The following is a 22,885-nucleotide window of genomic DNA, read 5'->3' on the forward strand; positions in this document are numbered from 1 at the left end:
AGGTGAGGATATATGATAGACAGACGATATAACTCTGGCGAGCAGTTTGTTATGTATTCAAAAGAAGAGATCGAAGCAGCAAGGAACACCGACATGGTAAGATTTCTTGAGCAGCACGAGGGTTTTTCCTTTAAGTCCTCAGACGGCTGGCTTATATGCAACGAACATGACAGTCTTAAAATCAACCCCGACCGCTATACATGGCACTGGTATTCAAGAAATCTGTTTGGAAAAGGTGCTATCGACTGGCTCTGCAAAGTTAACGGATATGGTTTCAAAGATGCTGTAGCACGACTCATAATGAGAGGAGGTGAGGGTATATGATAGACAGACGATATAACTCAGGCAAACAGTTCGTTATGTATTCAAAAGAAGAGATCGAAGCAGCAAGGCACACCGATATGGTAAGATTTCTTGAGCAGCACGAAGGCTTTTCCTTTAAGACCTCAGGCGGCTGGCTTATATGCAACGAACATGACAGTCTTAAAATCAACCCCGACCGCTATACATGGCACTGGTATTCAAGAGATCTGTTTGGAAAAGGTGCTATCGACTGGCTCTGCAAAGTTGACGGATATGGTTTCAAAGATGCTGTAGCACGACTCATAGGGGATAGCTGCAGTATACGAGCCTCACCCGATTTAAAAGCCAATGAGCAGCATTATCCGAAAAAAGTTAAGAAGCCAAAAGCTGAGCTTACACCGCCTCAGCCTATGCAGGGCAAATGCCGTGAGCTTTACGCCTACCTCAACATCACAAGAAAGCTGCCTGCCGATATAATTTCATACTGCGTCAGCAACAAGCTTATTTATCTTGATGTAAAAAAGCGAGCTATATTCTGCGGCTACGATAAGACAGGAAAAATGCGATTTGCTGAGGCGAAGATCACAAATACCTTTAACAAATACTATCCGCAGAATATTGAAGGCAGTACTAAGGATTATAGTTTTTATGTTTCCGCAGTGCCCGACTCTTATGGATATGACCCTGCAAAGATATATGTGTTTGAGGCTCCCATTGACCTGTTGTCACACGGCGCTTTAATGCAGCTTTCAATGAGAAAACAATGCTCAGCTATCGGTCAAGGGGACAAATACCGTCCTGACTGCTGGCTTGGCGTAAACAGAGTATCCCTTTCAGGCTGCTCTGACATAGCACTTAAGCAAAGACTATCTGATGATCCTCGTATCACACAGATAGTCTTTTGTCTTGATAATGACGAAACAGGACAGCAGGCAACGGAAAAGCTTATGAACAAATATTCACAGCAGTATACTGTTTCAGTCAGCATACCGCCTTACGGCAAAGACTGGAACGATACACTCAAGGCTGTGGTGTCAGCACATTCAAAACAAACAGATAAAACAAAAACGGAGGAATGAATTATGAAACTGAAAGAAAAAATCAAAGAAAAGAGCATAAAGCTTAGTGCTCGTATATTCGGAATTATGACAGCTTGTCTGTCATCAGCCATTGCAGCCTTTGCCGATGTTGAAACAGACGCAACCTCAGGTGTATGGGCTTCGGTCGCCACCTGGATCACCAAAAACAAAAATGGGCTTTCCATTGCAGCCAAAGCACTGCTTGGACTGTGTCTTGTCGGCGTTGTTATATGCCTCGGTGCAAGCGGCAAAAACGGCATATCCTCAGTCAAGGGCTGGCTTATCGCTATTGGCGTGGCTGCTGCCCTGCTCGTTTTCGGTGACGCTTTCCTAGACTCAATATATGTAGCTTGATCTGCACGGACACATATTTGTGTGTGTCCGTAAAAGCGTTATCCCTAGCGTTCTTACGGGCATACACAGATAGACAGAAAGGAGTATTATTTTGAAGTACATGAAAAGCAAAAAGGTATGGTATCAGCTTATATTCATCACCGCCATTGTTATGAGCGGCTGCGGCAGTATACAGGCTTGTGCAGCAGAACTGGGATATACAGGGTGTTCCTCAGAGATTTTGAAAATGGTAACAATAAAGAACCATTTTCGTGATCTGTTGATAAATATAGAATTTAACATACTGAGTTTTCTTTGTGATGTGATAGATTACTTTGATAAGGCTGTCAAAACATTACTCAAACTCAATTTCTTCGACTACCTGTCGGACGAATTCAGCTTAAGTCAAATGCAAACAATTATTCTGTCTATCATGAGCCTTGCACTTGTTTTTGGAGCGTGTGCTCTCGTGATATTCAGAAATAAGATCAAGGTGTCTGATTTTCTGATGAGTATTTTGGTTGCAACTATACTGCTTGTGGCTTTTCCGGCATTCATATCTTCTTGCAACTCACTTCGCAGCAAGGGTATAACAACAGCACAGAACATAAAGATCAATGATCAATCTGAACAAACAACGGTCGACAAAGACGGCACAGTCACTGTCGGAACATTGGGCAAGGATCTTCTGGCGTCGGGAATATATGACGTTGAAAACAGCGTTGATAATAAGAAGATGATGACTTACCTCGATACTGTGGGCAGTTCAGGAAATGTAAAGGACATTCAGATAACAGGTGGAATTGAGCCTGACGATAGCAAGTCTTGGACTACCCGTTATCTTACAGATATACATGACGTATATCCTAAGCAGAAAAAGTACAATAGTCTAACCACAGAGAATATGATGTCCCTTTTAGGACTTGAAAATGAATATAATGTTCTAAAGAATGCAAATGGAGAGCTTATACTCAGTGCAGATTATGGTGCAAATATGCAGGTATACTGTTCTGTATACAGCACATCAGGCTCAATATACGGAAGCGTTCTGTCTGAAAAAGATTATGAAACATTTTTGTCAGCTTCTATTGGTGACGCTTGTCCTTATGGTGCTACACTTGGAGATCTGCATTATCCAGACGGCAGCAGGATAACAAATGTCATTAACTATAATACATATCTTCGTGACCTTATAGCAAACCACCCTGCTGTAGCTGCCGCAGGCAAAACGCAGGAGGTAGGAGCAAACGCACATACTGTTGAGGAAGCACTTGACATTATCAAGGATGATGTTATAAGGGAGCTTAACATAGCGGCAAATACAAATACCGCCAAAGATGCAGAACCAGTAAATGCAGAATATCAATCTTTTCCTCTTTTTGACGAGGAAGATTATGATGATCTTAATTCGGTAGAGCAGATCATACGCAGAAATATAACCAGCGGCTACACGGTTGACTGTTTATATTATTATCATATCGACTTCTGGTCAACCTTTGTGCTTATGCTTGCAGTGGCTATCTGCCTTATTTTCAGCGGAATAAAAATAGCAACTACGCTATTTGAAATAATGTTTGCACAGCTCATTACACCCTTTATCATAGCAACAGACCTTAACGGCTCAGGCAGAGCTAAAAAAGCTATCCAGAATATGCTGCTTTCAAACATAATTCTTATGATAGTTGTAATTCTTTTAAGAATATACATAGCCGTTATATGGGGCATAAAAGGTTCGGAATACGGCAGCAATTTTGCGGTAATGCTCATAGTTATAATAGCAGGCGCAAAGTTTGTTATAGACGGTCCAGAGGTGTTGACAAAGCTGTTTGGCATTGACGCAGGAGTTAAATCAGGTGCAGCCACAATGATGGCAATAAATCAATCAATGCAAATGGGCAGTTATGCCACAATGGGACTTGCTCGTGCAGGCAGCACAGTTATCCACGGTGCTGGAAGTGTTGCAAAGCATACCGCAAGCAGTGCTGTTGGTGCAGCCAAAGGCTTTGCAGGAGGAATTTACGGTGGCGTACAAGGAGGCTCAACTGTACCCGGAAAGATAGGAAAAGCCATAGGCGGTGCGTCGGCAGGTACTGTTGCAGGAGCGGTCGGAGGTGCTTTCGGACACACTGACGCAGGAGCAAAGGCAGCTTATGCAGCAACAAATCCAAGCTCAATAAAAGATACATTCTCAAATGCAAAAGACAACATTGCCAATAACGTAAAAGAGTCTGTAGGAGAGGGCTTTTCATCAGGCGGCGCAGGCAGCGCTTCAAAGGGTGCTGACGGAAAGGACGGCTTAAATGGCACTAACGGCATGAATGGAGCTAAAGGCGACAGAGGTGCGCAAGGCGCAGCAGGCAAAGACGGCACAAATGGAACTGACGCAAGAGCCGATAACAACAATGGAAACAGCAACAATAACAGCAATAATAACGGCACATCTCAGCCTGCCCGTGGCAGTGGCTTTGACGCCCCAACACCATCAGGTGAAAATAGCAACAATGCCGCAAGCAAGAGCGGCAGCGGTTTTAATATTCCAAATCCTGCAAGCAGCAATAACGCCAGTGCAGGAAACGGCGGCAGCAGCTCTGACGCTCCAAAACCGACAAACAGCAGCAACAGCAGTGAGCCGAATAATAACAGCGGCAGCGGCTTCAATAAGGAAGGAGAAAACTAAGCTATGGGAGTAGTACCGAAAAAAACTAAAACGGAGCAGCGTATATTTAGACACATAAACCTTACCAAAATAGTTGGCTTTATAGTTACTCTTTTGGTAGCCTCGCAGTTATCGGGAATGTTGGTCAGCTCTAAGCTTGGCATTCCTTTTATCATATTCTGTGGCGCAGTGTTTATTATTATGAGCGGCAAAAGCCCCTCTGACCCCTGCAAATGCTTTGCAGAGGCTTGGCTTGAGTGGCTCAGCTATCTTATGACAAATAAAACGCTGCATAAGCACAAGGAAGGAGAACAAAATAATGAAAAAGAAGTCATCGACATTGAAAAGTAAAATCGAAACTTCCAAAGGCTTTGCGAGAGAAAAAAAGACCAAAAAGCTGAAAGATGATCCGTCAAGCATAATGTCACGTCTGTCATTTGAAAGCATACATAACGGAATAGTCGAGCTGAAAGTAAAAGGCAAGCCGCTCAAAATGGGCGTGCTTGCGGTATCGGGAATGGATATATTTGACCTTAATGACTATGACCGCAACACTGTTTTCAATAATTTTGCGAAAGCAACATTATCCATAGGCACAGGTCACAAGTATGTTTTCACATCAAAAACGCCATATCTTGCTAACCAAAAAGCTTTTATAAAATACAAAAGTCAGCAAAGCATAAACAGATATTCCGAATATCTGCTCAACGAACAGTACGAGCTGTTTGACAGCTTTGAGAGCAGCCATTTTGACAGAATGGCGTATCTTTTCATATACTCCGATGACGAGAAGAAAATCTATAACGGTGCACAACGTTTTATCAGCCATATGCGAGATATAGACGTATCGTGGTGTTCCGATGATGAAATAATCGTCACGCTTAACAAGCTTATCTGTCTGAATACAGAAAATCAGCAGCTATCTGAAAAAGGCAGCCTGAATGAGATTATTTTACCTGAGAAGATAACTTTTCGACCTAATTACTACAAAGTAAATGATGTATATGCACAGACGATAGTTGTTTATGATTATGCAGCGGAAATCGATGACCTCAAGCTGGCTCAAATGGTAATACAATCTGATGATACCATAGTATGGGATATAAGCATATCTGAAAAGGATAAAGTCATAGATGAGATAAGTGCATCCCTGCGTGAGTTAGAGTCACGAGGAGGAATTATTCAAGATGCTGCCGATAAGATAGATACAAATACCGAGTATCAAAAGCTTGAGATCATTTATCAGAACATAAAAAACGGCAATGAGCAGATATATTATGTTACGCTCAGGTACATTCTGAAAGACGCCTCACTTAGCTCCTTGAGCAAGCGTTCAAAAGAGCTAATCCATGAGCTGCAGCTCAGTGGTCTGTCTGCGTATATACCGACAAATACCACACAGCATGAGTTTCTTTCTGTTATCGATGATAAAAGCAACACTATTCAGACACCGTTTCCTGTTTTTGATACACTGTCAAGGCAGTTTCCTTTCTATTATCAGTCACATATCGATGATACAGGACTTTTCTTTGGATTCACGGAAACAGGCGGTTTGAATATTCTAAACACGTTTAAAAGGACAAAGAACCGTAACTCATTCGATCTGCTTGCGTTCGGTCTGAAGGGCGGCGGAAAATCAGTTACTTTCAAATCAATGCTTGAGGATCAGCTGCTTTTGGGCAATAAAGTAATGGTACTCGATATCGAAAGTGAATATCAGCCTATGGCTAAAGTTTACGGCGGTCAGACAATAAAAATCAACAACAGCTCAAAAATAAATCCCCTTCAAATATGCAAGGTGGTCGATGCAAGAGTTGATGATGAGATCTCACCTGAGGACGAGGCAAGAGAGAATTTTGCCACAGAGATGTCACGAATACGCACATTTATGTCTATGTATATACCTGAAATAGATATGTACACTATGGAGATCTTCATGGATCTTGTGACAGAATGTCTATCTGACAAGGGCATTTTCCCCGAAACAGATATAACACTTTTAGAGCCTGATAAGTTTCCCTGCTTTACCGATGTGAACAACAAAGTCACTGAAAAGCTGTCACAAACGGATTCTCTGCCTAAAAGAAAATATGACGCATACTGCAATATACAAGTATACATAAAGCAGCTTTGCGGCAAGGGCGCATACGCCGGTATGTTTGACGGGGCAACGAACATTGATGTCAAAAGCAACGATCTTATCATCTTCGATGTTAAGAGCATCAGTGAAATGGCTGACAATGTTTATAACGCACAGTTGTTCAACATACTCACTATAATGTGGGCTACCATATGCAAAAACATAGGATATAATCAAAACGTTATCAATCCATGGGATATGCGAAACGTTGTGTGCCTTATTGATGAAGCACACCGTTTCATTTCCGTAAAATACCCTCAGGTAACGGAGTTTATAGAAAAACTATGTCGCCGTACACGAAAATATTTTGCAGGGCTATGGTTCGCAACGCAGTCGATACTTGACTTTATCCCAGACGGAAATCTTGCGGCAGCTGGCTCGATCAAGGTTATTTTCTCACTTGTCCAGTACAAAATGATACTCAAACAATCGCCGGAAAGCATTGAAATTCTTCATCAAGCCTTTCCTCGTTTTTCATATGCAGAGCTCAGAGAAAGCACAGCATTTGAACCGGGACAAATGCTTTTGTCGTTGGACTCGGACAGAGATAAGCTCCATTGCAGAAGAATAGTCGGAGCAAGACAGCTATTGTATATGGGCAATGCTCAGGACAGGATCGAGATCATACACAACTGCTTTTCTCATTATTATAATGAGCACACTAAGCAGGAATACGGTCTTATGCTGAGAAAAATGGACGCTGATTATTTCAGAAAATGCTTTCTTGCAGAAACATATTCTTACCTAAAAATCGAACAGCACATAAGCCAATATATCGACACTGTGATCATTCAAATGGTTGATAATCTTATAAAAGAACTTCTTCAGGCAGCTGGAACGGAGGCGACAAAATGAAAGTAGTAAGTCCAAAAGCGAGCAGTAAGATATATAAGATATTCACTATTGTTACTGCTGTTCTGGCTGTTTTGTTTCTCACATCCAACAGTTGGATAGCCTCACTTACATACAAAAGCAAAAGCAACGGCTATAACAAAACAATGTCACTTAACGGCTATAATATCAAGGTGACAGACGCAGCGTATTACGACAATGTATGCGAATTTGTCATAAAGTGCCGCCTTTCAGGGTCTGACACTGGAGCTACATATCCTGAGGTTACGGCTGTAAATTTTGACGACGACCTTACAGATCATAAGTTCACAGCAGGCAATAAGTATGACGATTATTCAAGAAAGATCATAGTAAAAAATCCGCCGTCGAATTTCAAAATAATGCGTGTGGTTATTAAAACTTCTATGCCTGACACAAAATATGATGACGCATATGACGAGTTTGGTGAGAAGATACCGGCGCACACCGAAAAAGGGAAAACTATCACACTTAGAGTAACTATAGACAGAAAAGATATGCAGACCCACGCCGTGAAAATAGTTCCGGGGTACTCTGAGGAAAGCTCAAATGCGAACACAACAAGCAGTTTATACAACTCTGAAACATCTAAAATCACGAGCCAACAAGCTGTAGCAGTGACAACACAAGCTACAGCACCAACCACACATGATCTGAGTGAAAAGGCTGCCGAAGCATCTCAAACGAGCAGGACTACCACGGAGAAACGACAGCCTGCAACAGCAGAAATAAACACGCAGCCTGCCGAAACAAGGGATTACAATGAGCCTGCATATGCGCCGCCGCAGACCACCGGCACGACACATAAAGAGCCTGCATATGCACCACCGCAAACCACAGCAGCAACACATAATGAGCCTGCACAAGCTGAAACCACCACAACACAGGCAAGGGTATATTCCATAAAACTCACAACAGAATTTGAGTACAATGACGTTCAGATCAAGATAGGCGAGCACACTCAGCTTCGTGCAGAAGTCAAACCCGATAACGCCGTAAATAAAAACGTAAAATGGGAAAGCAACCGTCCAGACATAGCAACAGTCGACAGTAATGGAAGGGTCACAGCAGTTGCAAAAGGCAAAGCTATCATATCCGCAGTAACAGAAGATAAGGGCTTGCAGGCAAGCTGTATGGTGACCGTCAAGGAATAGAAAAGAGGTAATAAAAATGCTATTTAACAACTCGTCAAATAAAATAAGAATCATAGGATTCTTGGTTTCAGAAGTAAAAATCATCAATGCCTATGCAATAGAATTTCTTATAGCCGTACCGAGAAAAGTCAAAAAAGGAGAGCAAGGATTTAATGATGTTTTCACTGTATATGCCAACGAGGCAAGCACGATCTCCTTTGCAAAAAATCATTTGCACAAAGGCTGTGTAGTAGTTGCAAAGGGAGAACTGAGGACCTTTACGGACAAATCAGTGAAGATATGCAGCAGTGATATAACCATTTCGTCACAGAACAAGTGAGGTGAAAACGTTGGAGAATATTCTTTTTGAATACCCGGTACGAGAAGATAACGGTTCATTAGATGAAGAATTTCAGGTATTAAAAAAGCAGCTAACAAAGTTTAAATATGCCGTGATGATATCATCTTTTTGTGCATTGACAATGTATTTTTTATCTGCATTTTTTGCAAAAGCAGAACTGATTTTTTATTTTCTGACAGCACTTTTTGTGTTTGTCGCAATGATAACAGGCAAGATTTTTGTGCGGTATCCTAAGCATTTTTTGCACATAAAAGCTACAGAAAATGAACTGCAGCTTGCTTACTATAAAGATAAAAAAGAGGATTACCACTTCCAATATAACAGCATTGAAGAGATAAGGTTTGCAGACAAAAATTTCACTGCTGTATATATAAAAGAAGAAGGACGTAAACCATATTACTTTGAATTAAATAAGTGGACACCTGAGCAAGGCTTTTTCCTTTACACCATACCGCAAATTCTCCCTAACGTGTTCAAGGGCAACAGCAAAGAGATAGCAAAAAAATATGGTGATGAAGCTGATTTCTACAATGAAGTATATAAGGAGAGTAATTGAAAATGGATATTAAAATTCGCAATGTTCCCACACAAGTGGCAAATGAAATTGACAAAATCGCAAAAGATGAAGGAATTTCTCAGAACACTCTTTACAACAAAATTATATCAGACTATGTAAAAAGCCGTGATGATTTTGTTGTAAATATTCTTCCGCCTATCGTTCGTGCGTTAGTAAATCAGGAGCTTGACCGCCTTTCAGAGGGTGCAAATTCCACTATAAATAATGTGTATATTGCAGCGCAAAAAATGATAAATACAACAGAAAAAATCGAAAATCTGCTTACAGAAACGATAACAAATTCCGAAGAAAACTCAATTACAAATGAAGAAATTCTCAGGATACTTGAAATTTCGGACAAAGAAAATTCATAAATAAGCCTGTTTTGTTTACATAATAGAAATATATACAGATTATTGTAGCACAAAAAATATATAATTCGTATATAAAGAAGTAAATAGAGGAAGTTTTCGTATATAAATCATATATAAATTTTGATTTGCAATATATATAAAATATATAAATTACAAATATATACAAAAAATCGTATATAAATCGTATATAGAAAAAGACCCGATGGGGGTCAATGTACCCCATCTGAAAGCTCGGTTCTACCGAGCTTTCCAAAAGGCGTGGGGGTCACGCCTTTATGCTCTTGACCCACACCTCTAACTTAGATATCACAAAATAAAATCAAACTACACGGAAAGGTTGGATGAAAAAATGAAAAGCAAACCTATCAATAAACTGCTTTCTTTTTCCGAGCAGGATTTTCAAAAGTTTGTGGAGATAAAGAATCTAAAAGACTTTTCAACTTACAGTGATTGTCTTGCATTTCTGATAGACAGCACTTACAGTAAAGTAAAACATACCGCAAGCGTTGATCGCTTGGCGAATATAGAAAATGATATTGAAAAGCTGCTAATGATCACAAAAGAAAATAACAGCATGATATATCAGGAGCGTGACGGAATTAATACGCTTCTGCACTTCTACGAAGTGCAGGAATTCCACTCAGCCGACAAGCGTCTGAGTGACAGCGAACCGCATGACGTCATGTCACGATCAAATGACAACTACAAGAGCATCGTACATCAGCGCTCAGTTGATAAGGGTGCAGACTCCCTGCAAGACGAACAGAGTGACTAATAATGACACCAGGAATATTTCACAAATGCAAATTCGTATACAAGTGGCGAATAAGCGGTGACGGTGGCAACAAGATATTCGATTTTCTGGACTATATGCTCCGCCCTGAAGCTTTTGAGCCGAACAAACACGCCAACGAAATGGAGTATGTATATTCAGAATTTGTACCAAACGAGAAAAGTCAGGCTCAAAACATAAAAGCTGAACGCTCATTAGGTGCTTTCACAAGCACACAAGATAGTCTGACTCCTGCCGATATAGACAAGATACGTCAGCTTGAAGCTGTCAGCCGCTCTGAGGGCTGTCCGAAATATGCAGGAGTTATCTCATTTGATAACGCATATCTGCGGCAGAATAATTTTATAGTCGGCAGTCAGCTCAACCGCCAGGCACTTATTGAAGCCGCACGAAAAGGCATTAACAAAATGATAGACAAATCAGAAAAGTTGGATGCAAGTAACTGCTACTGGGTCGGCAGCATTCACGTCAATACAGGTAATGTACATATCCATTATCAGCTTCTTGAATATCACCGACTTGAAGATAGACGCATTACATACAAAAACAAAGGTCAAGACGATATCGAGCAGAAAGCTTTCAACGCTTTGAAAACTGAAATGACGCACTTCATTGACAAAAGTGCCGCCGCTGCTAACCTTACTGAATTTCAAAGAAACGTGCTTGCACCTCATATCAAGTCCGAGTTTGCAAGCAGTATTCAAAAAATAAACGCACTTATCGACAAGCTTCCTGATGACCTAAAAAACAGCGGCAAGCAGTGGTGGTATGCAAAACAAAATGATGTGACAAAAAACGAGATTGACAGTTGTATCAGATCTGTCATATCAGAAAATCAAACTTTGCAAATAATGTTTGACACATATCTTCATAAGCTCGACAGCACACAAGCAATGTTCCGAAACAGATACGGACAAAATTCAAGGTGGGCTGAGTATAAAGAACATCAGCTTCACGATCCGTCAGGTTTTTACTCCAGAGTAGGAAACTCATTTCTTTCTATCTGCCGTGAATACTACAACACAAAGAATGTCAATTTTGAACCACCTGAGGATCTGCAATCCCATATAGCTCTTGATAATACTTCTTACTTTCCAAAAAAGAAAACGTATCTGTCTGAAAAAGAAAGCGAAGGCTTTTCTGAGAAAAATGAGCCTGACTACAACAACGGTATTTCCTCGCAGAAATCAAAAGTGTATCTGTCTGAAAATAAAAAAGATGATTTAGAGGATGCTATGCCTTATGACTCTTTAGAAAACTCTGATATCCCTGATGATTTGGAAATGTACCTATCTTCAAGAAATTATGATGAGTTGTATGAACCAAATGCTCCTGACTACAGCACGGATATTTTTCCGCAAGAGCCTGAAGCGTATCTGTCTGAAAATGATAAAAGCGATCAGGCAGTGGAACGTCTACGCATAGATTGGAGCAAGAACTATAATCTTGCCCTCGACTATATGTACGGAAATGAACAGAACAAATCAGCAGTCATAAAGAAAGACCCCGAAAAAGCTTTTGAAATACTCTCAATAGAAAGCAAAAGCGGAAATATTCTCGCAACATATGACATAGGCAAGCTTTATGACAGCCAAATGCTAAAATCCAATGACGGCGATACACTAAGTCAGCAATATTACAGCAAAGCCTTTGAGGATTTTCACAAGCTGCTGTCCATAGTAAGCATGAGTGATGACAAACGTGATAATTGGACAAAGTCCTATCTCAACTATCGCATAGGTAAAATGTATGAATATGGTCTTGGAGTTACTCAAGACTATAACTCAGCCATAGAGCATTATAAGCTGTCTGAAAATAAATATGCTTATTTTGCTCTCGGAAACATATACAAATACGGCTCTGGTGTTGAAACAGACTATGCCAAAGCATTTGACTATTATATGCGATCACTAAGCAGCAAAGGCGGAATGCCGTTCGCAAGTTATGCCGTAGGACAAGCTTATGAACTGGGACAAGGAGTAGAAAAAGACCTATCAAGTGCGCATGATTTTTACGCTGAAGCTTTAACAGGTTTAGAGAAAGTATTCACTAAAAACCATGACGATACTATCAGCTACAAGATAGGTATGATGTATCTGAATGGCAAAGGAACGGATATAGACCTTGAATGTGCTGAAAAATATCTGCTGCTCTCGGCGGACTCCAATAACTATAAAGCACAATATATGCTCGGTAAGCTCTATCAGAGCGACAGCAAAAAAGATCTTCAAAAGGCTGAAAAAATTCTGATAAAGGGTGCTGAAAACGCACAGGATAAAACAGGATTGTGTGAATATAGTCTTGGCAAGCTGTATCTTTCACAAGAGAGATATGACAAGGTGGCATCATACTTAGAACGTTCAGCAGCAAAAGATAATTACTATGCAGCATACACTCTCGGAAAACTGTATCAAGAGCAATTTAACGATAATACACAGGCTGAGAAATACCTTCTTCAAGCTGCCGACCACAAAGACGATACTATGGGTATAGCAGCTTATCGCCTTGGCAAGCTGTATCTGTCTGAAAATAACAGACGAAAAGCATTGCAGTATTTCACGAATGCCGCTGACAAAGATAGCATACCTGGAATGTATGCTGCAGGAAAAATTCTTCTTGACAGCAAAAAAACAACAGAAGTTTCAAAAGGGATACGCTATCTTTCATCAGCCGCAGATAAGGACTTTGAGCCTTCGATATACACTCTGGGCAAATATTATAGCTCATTCAATAATACAAAAGCTAAAGAATACCTTAAGCGTTCTGCGTTTGAATACAACGATCCAAATGCACAGTATATTCTTGGAAAAGTGTATCTGTCTGAAAATAAAAACGAAATGGCTGAAAAGTGCTTCCGTCAGTGCGCTTTAAACGGCAACAACAGTGGACAGCTCGCTTATGGTTTAATGCTGCTTCGTGACGGTCAAAAGAAAGCAGCATATCAATGGCTGAGAAAGTCAGCACGCTCAGGCAATGACATTGCTAAAAAGATAATAAGCGGTAAAAAAGCGGATATACCATTTGAGTTCAGACTTGCAGGCTGTATGCAGGCGCAGAGGACACTTCTTCATAAATCATCAAGTATGCTGCGCAACGCCCTTAAATCTGAAGAAGCAAAAACCGCACGTCTTATGAGAGAATTTGAGATCGAGCAGGAAATGGCGAAAGCAAAAGAACAATATCATAGCATATAAAGGGGAACTAATATGGATCTTGAAAAACTTAAGCACATAAAAAATCTTATCATCGCAAAAATTCTTTTTGTATTTGGCTGGATCTATGATTTTGCTATGCGTATTTTAAATGCGGTGAATAAAACACCTATTGAAAAAGACAAAGACCGCCGAAATGTCAGAATAAAACAATTTGCAATAGCTACATCGATACTATATGTGATCTTTAACAGCATTTTCATCTATGTTATAAAGTCATTGAGAAGTATAAGCACCGTCAATGGCAGTGCAGATTATTCAAAAACGCACTTTATGCCGTGGAACATCATTGTTCCGCCAGGATTTATGATGTTCATTTTTGAGATTATCCTGGCAATGGTAGTAGGCTTGTGTATAACAGTAAAGCTCCATACTCTGTGGCGTATGAAGAATGACAGCAAGGACATCAAGGGCGATAATAAATTCATGGAAGATAACGAGCTTCTTGAACACTTTCAGGCAGTCCCTATGGATAATATCAATTCAGCAGAACAAGCTGGTATGCTCATTGGTGAAAGCAATGGTATGTACTATGTTGAAACTGGTACATACAACACAATGATAGTAGGCGCCCCTCGTTCAGGTAAAGGCGAATGCTATGTGCTGCCAAGTATGCGGCTTATGGCTAACTCAAAAAATAAGCCCTCGCTTATCATAAACGATATGAAAGGCGAGTTGCTTGAACTGACATATGAAGATTTTGCAAATAACGGATATAAGATAGTCACTCTTAATCTTATTGATACGGACCGATCTGATTGTTGGAATCCTCTACAACTTATCATTGACGAATATCTCGCTGCAAAACGGAACGGAAGCAACGATCTTTCACAAACTTCTAAGCTTGTCAGCTCGTTTGCCCACTGTCTTACAGACGATGTACAAAGTGAAGCAATATGGACAGACTCTGCAAGGTCACTTTTAAGCGCCCTGATATACTATTTTCTTGATAAAGGCTATGAAAAAGGTGATATGTCAAACGTTAATATGTACAGCATAACAACATTCTTTACTGAATTTGGCGTATACAATACAGTGATCGAGGACGAAAGCGGCAATAAGAAAATGGTCAATGCTCTCGATGAGCTGTTCAATGCGCTGCCTGTGGGCTGTCTTGCAAGAACATCCTATTCAACGTCAAAGTTCTCCCAGGGTGATACACGTTCTTCAATATACACTGTTCTCTCTGCAGACCTTGAGATATTCATGACGGATATGGGTGTTCAAAAGCTGACATCTAAAAATGAAATAAACTTTGCTGACCTTATCAATGAAGATCAGCCTTGCATAATATATATGCTTGTGCCGTATGAAGAAAAATCACGTTATGTAATAGCTTCAATGTTTGCAGACCAATCCTTTATGTACCTTGCAAAGCAGGCAAGAAAATACCAGGGCGGAAAATTGCCACGAAAAATAGAGTATATCTACGATGAGTTTGGTCAAATGACAAAGCTTCCTGACCTCAGCAGCAAAATGAACGCTTCTCCAGGAGCTAATATTCTGTTCAATCTTTTTCTGCAGGACTATGGTCAGCTCAAAAAGTATGATAAAGAAGAGGACGGCATAAAGGGTGCTTGCAATATTCAGATATACATACTCTCTCTTAACGGAAACACAAACAAAGCGTTTTCCGAAATGATAGGAAACGAGACCGTAAACTATCTTACATTCAGCGGCAGCCTATACGGCTTTATTGATCACCAAGGTGAACACGTTGACCGCAAGGCTCTGCTCGATACAACACAGCTCTCAAAGTTGCCGTTCGGCACTGCCATAGTGAAGAAAATGCGCTGTGAGCCAATACGAACTAATATCACGCCTTATCACCTTATCGAGAATAAGCCGCCAAGAATACCTGTAGAAAATCTGCCTATAAGAAACCATAACATAGACCTCTCTGCTGTGCTTTACCCATATGATGAGCTTTGGGACAGTTTGGGCGTTATAGGCAATCAATATAGACTTGATAAGCTGAAAAATAATGCAGAAAGTGCTATGAACAAATACTATATGCAGCTTAATGATATTGAGAAAATAAAAGCTGCAGGCGGAGCAGTTTCTGAGCTTGTGTATAAGACTGCATTGAATCTTGAAAAACAGGCAAGTCAGGCGCAGCGTCAGGTCATAGAGTATCAGCAGCATATCCAACAGCTAAAAGAATTTCGTGATAATGAAGCACGAAAAATATTTGCCCAGGCTTATTCTGACAATGGCTTTCAGGATGACGAGGACGGCTTTGATGAAAGCACAGACGAGCTTTATCTCCCCGATAACTTCCCTGCTTCTCAAAGCGAACTCCCATATGTAGATATATCTGCACTGCTCTATAAGGTCAATGGACTTGCAGGAGATGAGCTTAGCAGCCTTATTGAAAAGAAAAACTATGCCGCTGCAAGGGGCTACATAAAGAAAATACAGAAACGTCCTGATATACGCAGCAATTTTGTTGCCGATGAATGGGCGGCACTGGAACAATACATTAACAATGAGGAATTGAAAAATGCGAATACCTAACAGCTTTGTTACACGTTTTACACAGGCATCAGACTTGAAGCTTGCCTGTGTATTCTATAGTCTTATCCACAAGAATACAAAAAGAAATCTGCTTGGCTATGAGATCACAGTCAAGCAGACAACTCTTGTGTCACTATGCGGCTTTTCGGTATCCACTGTTAAGCGTGCGGCAAGCTCACTGCTCAAGAGTGGGTTTATCAAGTCCCAGAAGCGCCAGACAAATGCTCCCGGAAAGCTTGGCACATATACATACACTATTGAAGCCGTATCTACAGCTTCTAAATATTTTACCATCGATAAAAAGCTTATGAGCAGATTGAATGGAAATGAATTCAGAGTTTATGCAGTGTGCTGTAAGCTGGCTGACAGCTCGCACAAGAGTTTTTTCCAAAGCTATAATGATCTATCTAAGCTTCTTGGCATGAGCCGTCAGGACGTTCTCAGGACGATAGAAAAGCTTGTAAAAGGCAAATTCATTCGTAAGAAGAAAATCAGAAATCGTGTAGGTGATTTTACAGACAACACATATACTGTCTGCATATATGTTCCTCACAGCAGAATAAAAAAAGCCCCCCGCCGCTCAAGCAGGAGGCAGAGCATTCATTGCTTTACAATGAACACACCCATTAAAAACACAAGTTCATTGTATAACAAAAGTTCGGCTTTGTCAATAGGTTTTAAGAAAAAAATGCGGCTTTTAGAGATTTTTTTCTTAAAAAGGGGTAGTGGGTAAAATGAACTGTCTATAACTGACCCATTCTTGATTATCTGTCTGAAATCAAATAATTGATTTTGGTTTATATACTTAGTTATTATCAAAGTTATTGATGAGTATTTGTTTTTTATGTGAAATTCGCTTTTTTCTTTCAGACAGATATCAATTCAAGCTGTCAAAATGCCTGTTTTTGTAATATAATTAATTTATTATATCAAAAAAGGGGATCATTATGACTATCGAAGAACTAATTGACGAAAAAACAAAACTTGAAAAACTTGTGATACAGCTTGCAGGGGAAAATCAGCAGTTAAAGGACGAATTGGCAGACCGAAAGAGAGCTAGTGAAATTCTATTCGCCGATTTGCTTGAAACGTGGCTGCACAACAAAAAAATGTCTGTAAAAGCCAACACATATGAAGCTTACTGCACCCAGGTCAATCACCACATTGTGCCGTATTTTCGCAGCAAGGGTACAATGCTTTCTCAACTCACGCCAGCAGTGCTTGAAGAATATTATTTCACAAAGCTTCAATCTGGCTTATCAGGCTCAACCATCAGGAAACATCATTCAAACATCAAGATGGCGCTGAAATTTGCCGTAAAGAACGGATTGACAGACCAAAATGCCGCACTTCTTGCAGAACTCCCCTCCTGTAACAAGTTCTGCGGAAATTTCCTTAGCACCGATCAATTTGATCTTGTTCTCAGCAAAATAAAACACACTGCAATTTACACACCTGTGTTTATAGCAGGAACAATGGGGCTTAGGCGAAGTGAAGTTCTGGGGCTGCGTTGGTCGGATATCAATTTTGAGCAGCGCACTATGTGTATTCAACATACTGTGGTCAAATGCGTCAAAAACCATAAAACTATGCTTATATTTTCTGACGTGCCTAAAACAAGGTCAAGCCGCCGCACGCTTCCGCTGCCTGACAGTGTATACAGCTACTTGGAATGGCTCAAACACAAGCAGTGCTTGTCTTATGCAGCTAACAGGAGCAGCTATTCACGGCAATATTTACAATACATATGCGTTGATAGCAAGGGCATTCTTATACAGCCTGATGAACTTTCTGTCCGTTACATCAGACTAATGAACGAAATGCACCTCAGATGCCGCTTTCACGATCTTCGCCACACTTGCGCTTCCCTGCTCGTTCAGCATGGCGTTCCCATGAAAGCCGTATCTGCATGGCTTGGACACAGCAGTTTGGCAGTGACGAGCGATATCTACACTCACTTAACATTTCAAGAGAAGCTTAACGTTGCTAACACTATTGAAGATTACATGAAAGATATGAATGTGTCACCGTGACACATTAGATAAGAGGCTTAGTTTTTAATACGTGTTGACAAAATACGTGCAATGTGATATAATATATATGGTGGTGATAGAATGACGTTCAAAGAAATGGATAGGCTACTTAAAGAAGCTGGATGGTATTATGACGGTGCAAGAGGTTCTCACTTCAAATATAAACATAAGAGTAAAAATGGAATCGTCATTGTTCCCAACCACAAAGGAGATATTCCAAAAGGAACGGCAAACGCAATTTTAAAACAGGCAGGGCTTAAATAAGCCCTTGCCTTGTTATCGATGAAAGGTGGTATAAATATGTTATCAATGTATCCGGCTTGTTTTTACAAAGAAAAAGAAGGTGGCTATTCTGTCATATTTCCTGTTCTCGGAATTGCCACTTGCGGCGATGACATCAATCAAGCTATGAGTATGGCAGTTGATTGCCTTGCCGGTTATTTGTATGAGTTAAAACTCAGCAAAGAAGAAGTTCCTGCTGCACCTGATATGGATAAGATCGACATCGATGCAGAATATAACGATTATGAAAGTGCTTTTGTAAATATGGTGACCGTCGATGTTGATGAGTATGCGAAAAAGCACTTTGAAAAGTCTGTCAAGAAAACTTTGACCATTCCCTCCTGGTTAAATGAACTTGCTGTTGCCAACGGCATAAATTTTTCGCAAGTTCTTCAGACTGCTCTTAAGGATAAGCTCAATGTGAATTAATAAATAAGAAGGCTTATAAATATAATTCTATGCCGAAAGGATCACTATGACAAATTTTAATGATTTTCTTGATGAACAGTTAAAAGATCCTAAGCTCAAAGCGGAATATGACGCACTTGAACCTGAGTTCACAATAATTCAAACACTGATAGACGCTCGTAAAAAGAGCGGCATAACACAAAGTGAGCTTTCAAAGCTTACTGGAATTGCACAAGGCGATATAAGCAACATTGAAACAGGGAATGCCAATCCTTCAATAAAAACGCTTCAAAGACTTGCCGCTGCTTTAGGCAAAAAACTTAAAATAGAATTTGTATAAAAGAGCCCCTAGTGTGTCACGGTGACACACTAGGGGTCATTTTGCATTTATATATAAAATATATATTCCCCACCATTAATTTCCGCAAAAGTATTGACAAATTGACAAAATGGTGGTATAATTAATATACAGAGGAAATTTAGAGGGCATAAAAAATTGCACCCTCTAAGGCTTATAAACTCTTGGAGGAGATTATAAGCCCAGCAGCACAGATGTAAGAGGCAACTGTGAGCTTTCAGAGAATGCTATCCTCGTGCTCTATTATAGCACGTTGGAAATAGATTGTCAAGGGCTTTTCACGATGTCAAACATCTGGAAAGCTCTTTTTGCTTTTAGCTGCTGATTCAACTCATCAAAATGCAGCTTGAAAATCGAATATCGTAAGTCCTCAAATAAGATTGAGATGAGGTCAACTGATGTGAAACACAAGCACAACAAGACATTGAGTTGTCTTTAAGTCGCTTAGAGCCATGACGTTCGTTACTGTTCAATCACGCCGATCAGGTATTCTTAACATTTCAGAACATGAACACGAGCCAGCCAGTAACAGTTAAGCTAACTGCAAGCCTATGTGCCGACGCCACTATGGATTAACATCAGATGATTCGCCCAAGCTCCACAATGTGCAGCTGCCTTGACAAGGTCTAAGAGCGAAACGAAACAAATGTCACAAAACATATCCTAGCTTGTTACTACAAGCTTTCATATATGCTCAGCAAGGATACTTAAAGATACTTGCTGAGGAAAGTCCACGCTTTTTATACACTGTGGATTTTCCTTTGTGAGTATCGAAAATGATTGGTGCGCCAGAAGGGACTCGAACCCCCGACCTACTGGTTCGTAGCCAGTCACTCTATCCAGCTGAGCTACTGGCGCATTCAACTCTAATATTATATCATATGCAAGCACCCTTGTCAACAAGTTAATTGAATTTTACCATTTATTTTACAAAACATTCACATCATTTCTTGTAGCTTCACACCTTTATCCACCCTTTAAATGCCATTATTTTTCACACTTTTTGTCAATCAAGGGTTTGTAATCATTTGTAATACTTTTTCGGCAAACTGCTCTGTTTTTAACCGGAATTTTTGTAGATTATTTATCATTCTATGCCCTTGACTTATATTCTGATTGTGGTATAATAGTAAATGTTCAATATTATGTTGTGATAAAATAAGTCAACCACAATATATAGTGGTTGAGCAGGATAGAATGAAAGGAAGAGTATAGGTGAAGATAATAAAAAGAAGCGGCGCTGAGAATACGTTCGATAAGGAAAAGATAGAAAATGCCGTTGCGAAAGCTAATATCACTGTAGAGGAAAAGGATAGGCTCTCTGAGGGAGAGATAGGAGAGATAGCACAGAATATAGAGGACAAATGCTCTGAAATGAATAGGGCTATGGACGTTGAAACTATTCAGGACTGGGTGGAAGCCGATATCATGCGCCACGGCAAGTATACAGTGGCAAAGCATTATATCACCTACCGCTATGAGCGTTCTATCGTCAGACAGGCTAATACTACTGACAAGCAGATACTTTCTCTTCTTAACTTCGAGAACGAGGAAGTCAAGCAGGAAAATTCCAATAAGAACCCTACTGTCAATTCAGTTCAGAGGGATTATATGGCAGGCGAGGTCAGCAAGGATATAACAAGAAGATTTTTGCTTCCTGACGATATAGTTGAAGCTCACGAAAAAGGTCTGATACATTTCCACGACGCCGATTATTTCGCTCAGCATATGCACAACTGCTGTCTTGTAAATCTTGAGGATATGCTCCAGAACGGCACTGTCATAAGCGAGGTCATGATAGAAAAGCCACACAGCTTCTCTACAGCCTGCAATATCGCTACACAATCTATCGCTCAGATAGCTTCTTCACAGTATGGCGGACAGAGTATCACACTTTCCCACCTTGCTCCGTTCGTTCAGATATCCCGTGATAAATACCGCCGTGAGGTAAAAAAAGAGTTTGCAGAGCTTAATATCCCTACCGACGAGGATACTATAAATAAGGTAGCCGAAATGAGAGTAAAGGCTGAGATAGTTCAGGGCGTTCAGATGATACAGTATCAGGTCATCACTCTTATGACAACAAATGGTCAAGCACCTTTCGTTACTGTTTTCATGTACCTTGACGAGGTGCCGGAGGGGCAGACAAGAGATGACCTTGCGGCTATCATAGAGGAAATGCTCAGACAGCGTATCCAAGGCGTAAAGAACGAAAAGGGCGTCTATATAACACCTGCGTTCCCTAAGCTAATATATGTCCTTGAAGAGGACAACATAAGAGAAGGCTCAAAATATTGGGAGCTTACAAAGCTTGCTGCAAAGTGTACCGCAAAGAGAATGGTTCCTGACTATATAAGCGAAAAGAAAATGAAAGAGCTTAAGGTAGACAAGAATGGCAATGGTCAGTGCTACCCTTGCATGGGCTGCAGAAGCTTCCTTACAACATATCTTGACGAAAACGGCAAGCCTAAATATTACGGCAGATTCAATCAGGGCGTTGTTACAATAAACCTTGTGGACGTTGCCTGCTCGTCATATAAGGATATGGATAAGTTCTGGAAGATATTTGATGAAAGACTTGAGCTTTGCAGACGTGCGCTTATGCTCCGTCACGAAAGACTTAAAGGCACTCCGTCAGACGTTGCGCCTATCCTTTGGCAGAACGGTGCATTGGCAAGGCTTAAAAAGGGCGAAACAATCGACAAGCTCCTGTTCGGCGGATATTCCACCATATCACTTGGCTATGCAGGTCTTTGCGAATGCGTAAGATACATGACGGGCAAGTCACACACAGACCCTTCAGCAACGCCTTTTGCACTTGAAGTTATGCAGCACCTTAATGACGCCTGCGCAAAGTGGAGAGCAGAAACAAACATAGATTTCAGCCTTTACGGCACGCCATTGGAGTCCACAACATACAAATTTGCAAGATGTTTGCAGAAGCGTTTCGGTGTTATCGAGGGTGTAACAGACAGAAACTACATCACAAACAGCTATCATATCCATGTTACCGAGAACATCGACGCATTTGACAAGCTCACCTTTGAGTCACAGTTCCAGGCTCTCTCACCGGGAGGAGCTATCAGCTATGTGGAAGTGCCGAATATGCAGAACAACATAGAGGCTGTCCTTGCAGTTATGCAGCATATTTACGACAACATCATGTATGCCGAGCTTAACACAAAGAGCGACTACTGTCAGAAGTGCGGTTTTGACGGTGAGATAAAGATAGTAGAAGATGACGGCAAGCTTGTATGGGAGTGTCCGAACTGCGGTAACAGAGATCAGAACACTCTGAACGTTGCAAGGCGCACCTGCGGCTACATCGGCACGCAGTTCTGGAATCAGGGCAGGACTCAGGAGATAAAGGAGAGAGTTTTGCATTTGTGATTTGATACAAAACCCATTGTGAATTTTGAATTTAAAATGGAACATTCGAATTTAAAATGGAACATTAACAGAAAATTCACAAACACG

19 protein-coding genes and 1 tRNA gene are annotated in these 22,885 nt (G+C 40.6%); 19 read left to right on the forward strand and 1 reads right to left on the reverse strand.

What is annotated here, in order from left to right; translation table 11 throughout:
• Nucleotides 1-12: 12 nt before the first annotated feature.
• The 18 genes from DW938_RS09110 to DW938_RS09195 all read left to right on the forward strand — a co-directional run bounded on the left by DW938_RS09110 (nt 13) and on the right by DW938_RS09195 (nt 19,390).
• Nucleotides 13-324, forward strand: coding sequence for a hypothetical protein (locus DW938_RS09110; RefSeq protein ID WP_118059437.1), 312 nt, complete (start codon nt 13-15; stop codon nt 322-324).
• Nucleotides 321-1,382 (forward strand): toprim domain-containing protein, encoded by a 1,062-nt coding sequence (locus DW938_RS09115; protein WP_118059436.1) that lies wholly within the window; start codon nt 321-323, stop codon nt 1,380-1,382. The genes DW938_RS09110 and DW938_RS09115 overlap by 4 nt, the downstream gene beginning before the upstream one ends.
• 3 nt (nt 1,383-1,385) lie before the next feature.
• On the forward strand, nt 1,386-1,736 hold the full coding sequence (locus DW938_RS09120) for a hypothetical protein (protein WP_038672360.1): 351 nt from the start codon (nt 1,386-1,388) through the stop codon (nt 1,734-1,736).
• 91 nt (nt 1,737-1,827) lie between these two features.
• Nucleotides 1,828-4,392 carry a collagen-like protein gene (locus DW938_RS09125; RefSeq protein ID WP_118124569.1) on the forward strand — a complete coding sequence of 855 codons (2,565 nt, stop codon included), beginning with the start codon at nt 1,828-1,830 and terminating at the stop codon, nt 4,390-4,392.
• Between the two features lie 3 nt (nt 4,393-4,395).
• Entirely contained in the window at nt 4,396-4,722 is a 327-nt protein-coding gene (locus DW938_RS09130) for a hypothetical protein (RefSeq protein ID WP_118124570.1), read from the forward strand.
• Nucleotides 4,691-7,366, forward strand: a complete 2,676-nt coding sequence (locus DW938_RS09135) for a DUF87 domain-containing protein (RefSeq protein ID WP_118124571.1) — start codon at nt 4,691-4,693, stop codon at nt 7,364-7,366. The genes DW938_RS09130 and DW938_RS09135 overlap by 32 nt, the downstream gene beginning before the upstream one ends.
• Nucleotides 7,363-8,535 carry an Ig-like domain-containing protein gene (locus DW938_RS09140; RefSeq protein WP_118124572.1) on the forward strand — a complete coding sequence of 391 codons (1,173 nt, stop codon included), beginning with the start codon at nt 7,363-7,365 and terminating at the stop codon, nt 8,533-8,535. Before DW938_RS09135 ends, DW938_RS09140 begins: the two co-directional genes overlap by 4 nt.
• Before the next feature lie 16 nt (nt 8,536-8,551).
• The gene (locus tag DW938_RS09145) at nt 8,552-8,854 is read left to right on the forward strand and encodes a DUF3217 domain-containing protein (protein ID WP_118124573.1); all 303 of its coding nucleotides are present in this window, start codon (nt 8,552-8,554) and stop codon (nt 8,852-8,854) included.
• A gap of 10 nt (nt 8,855-8,864) precedes the next feature.
• The gene (locus DW938_RS09150) at nt 8,865-9,431 is read left to right on the forward strand and encodes a hypothetical protein (protein WP_118124574.1); all 567 of its coding nucleotides are present in this window, start codon (nt 8,865-8,867) and stop codon (nt 9,429-9,431) included.
• A gap of 2 nt (nt 9,432-9,433) precedes the next feature.
• Nucleotides 9,434-9,805: a hypothetical protein gene (locus tag DW938_RS09155; RefSeq protein ID WP_118124575.1), complete on the forward strand. Its 372-nt coding sequence runs from the start codon at nt 9,434-9,436 to the stop codon at nt 9,803-9,805.
• 349 nt (nt 9,806-10,154) lie between these two features.
• The gene (locus DW938_RS09160; protein WP_118124576.1) at nt 10,155-10,580 is read left to right on the forward strand and encodes a hypothetical protein; all 426 of its coding nucleotides are present in this window, start codon (nt 10,155-10,157) and stop codon (nt 10,578-10,580) included.
• A 2-nt stretch (nt 10,581-10,582) separates the two neighbouring features.
• Nucleotides 10,583-13,792, forward strand: a complete 3,210-nt coding sequence (gene mobL, locus DW938_RS09165) for a relaxase MobL (RefSeq protein WP_118124577.1) — start codon at nt 10,583-10,585, stop codon at nt 13,790-13,792.
• A 12-nt stretch (nt 13,793-13,804) separates the two neighbouring features.
• Entirely contained in the window at nt 13,805-16,327 is a 2,523-nt protein-coding gene (locus DW938_RS09170) for a VirD4-like conjugal transfer protein, CD1115 family (RefSeq protein ID WP_118124578.1), read from the forward strand.
• Nucleotides 16,314-17,060, forward strand: a complete 747-nt coding sequence (locus DW938_RS09175; protein ID WP_118124579.1) for a helix-turn-helix domain-containing protein — start codon at nt 16,314-16,316, stop codon at nt 17,058-17,060. Before DW938_RS09170 ends, DW938_RS09175 begins: the two co-directional genes overlap by 14 nt.
• 214 nt (nt 17,061-17,274) lie before the next feature.
• Entirely contained in the window at nt 17,275-18,360 is a 1,086-nt protein-coding gene (locus DW938_RS09180) for a tyrosine-type recombinase/integrase (RefSeq protein WP_118124580.1), read from the forward strand.
• A gap of 81 nt (nt 18,361-18,441) precedes the next feature.
• Nucleotides 18,442-18,624 (forward strand): type II toxin-antitoxin system HicA family toxin, encoded by a 183-nt coding sequence (locus tag DW938_RS09185; RefSeq protein ID WP_118124581.1) that lies wholly within the window; start codon nt 18,442-18,444, stop codon nt 18,622-18,624.
• A 36-nt stretch (nt 18,625-18,660) separates the two neighbouring features.
• Nucleotides 18,661-19,071, forward strand: coding sequence for a type II toxin-antitoxin system HicB family antitoxin (locus tag DW938_RS09190; protein ID WP_038672386.1), 411 nt, complete (start codon nt 18,661-18,663; stop codon nt 19,069-19,071).
• A gap of 46 nt (nt 19,072-19,117) precedes the next feature.
• Entirely contained in the window at nt 19,118-19,390 is a 273-nt protein-coding gene (locus tag DW938_RS09195; protein WP_038672388.1) for a helix-turn-helix transcriptional regulator, read from the forward strand.
• 799 nt (nt 19,391-20,189) lie between these two features.
• On the opposite strand, the gene DW938_RS09200 is transcribed toward DW938_RS09195, so the two are convergent.
• Nucleotides 20,190-20,266: transfer RNA gene (locus DW938_RS09200), tRNA-Arg, on the reverse strand.
• A gap of 357 nt (nt 20,267-20,623) precedes the next feature.
• Between DW938_RS09200 and nrdD the strand changes: the two genes are divergently transcribed.
• On the forward strand, nt 20,624-22,798 hold the full coding sequence (gene nrdD, locus DW938_RS09205; RefSeq protein WP_118124582.1) for an anaerobic ribonucleoside-triphosphate reductase: 2,175 nt from the start codon (nt 20,624-20,626) through the stop codon (nt 22,796-22,798).
• The last annotated feature ends 87 nt before the right edge of the window (nt 22,799-22,885 follow it).

This window comes from Ruminococcus sp. AM43-6, assembly GCF_003461785.1.
Classification (GTDB): Bacteria; Bacillota; Clostridia; order Oscillospirales; family Ruminococcaceae; genus Hominimerdicola; species Hominimerdicola aceti.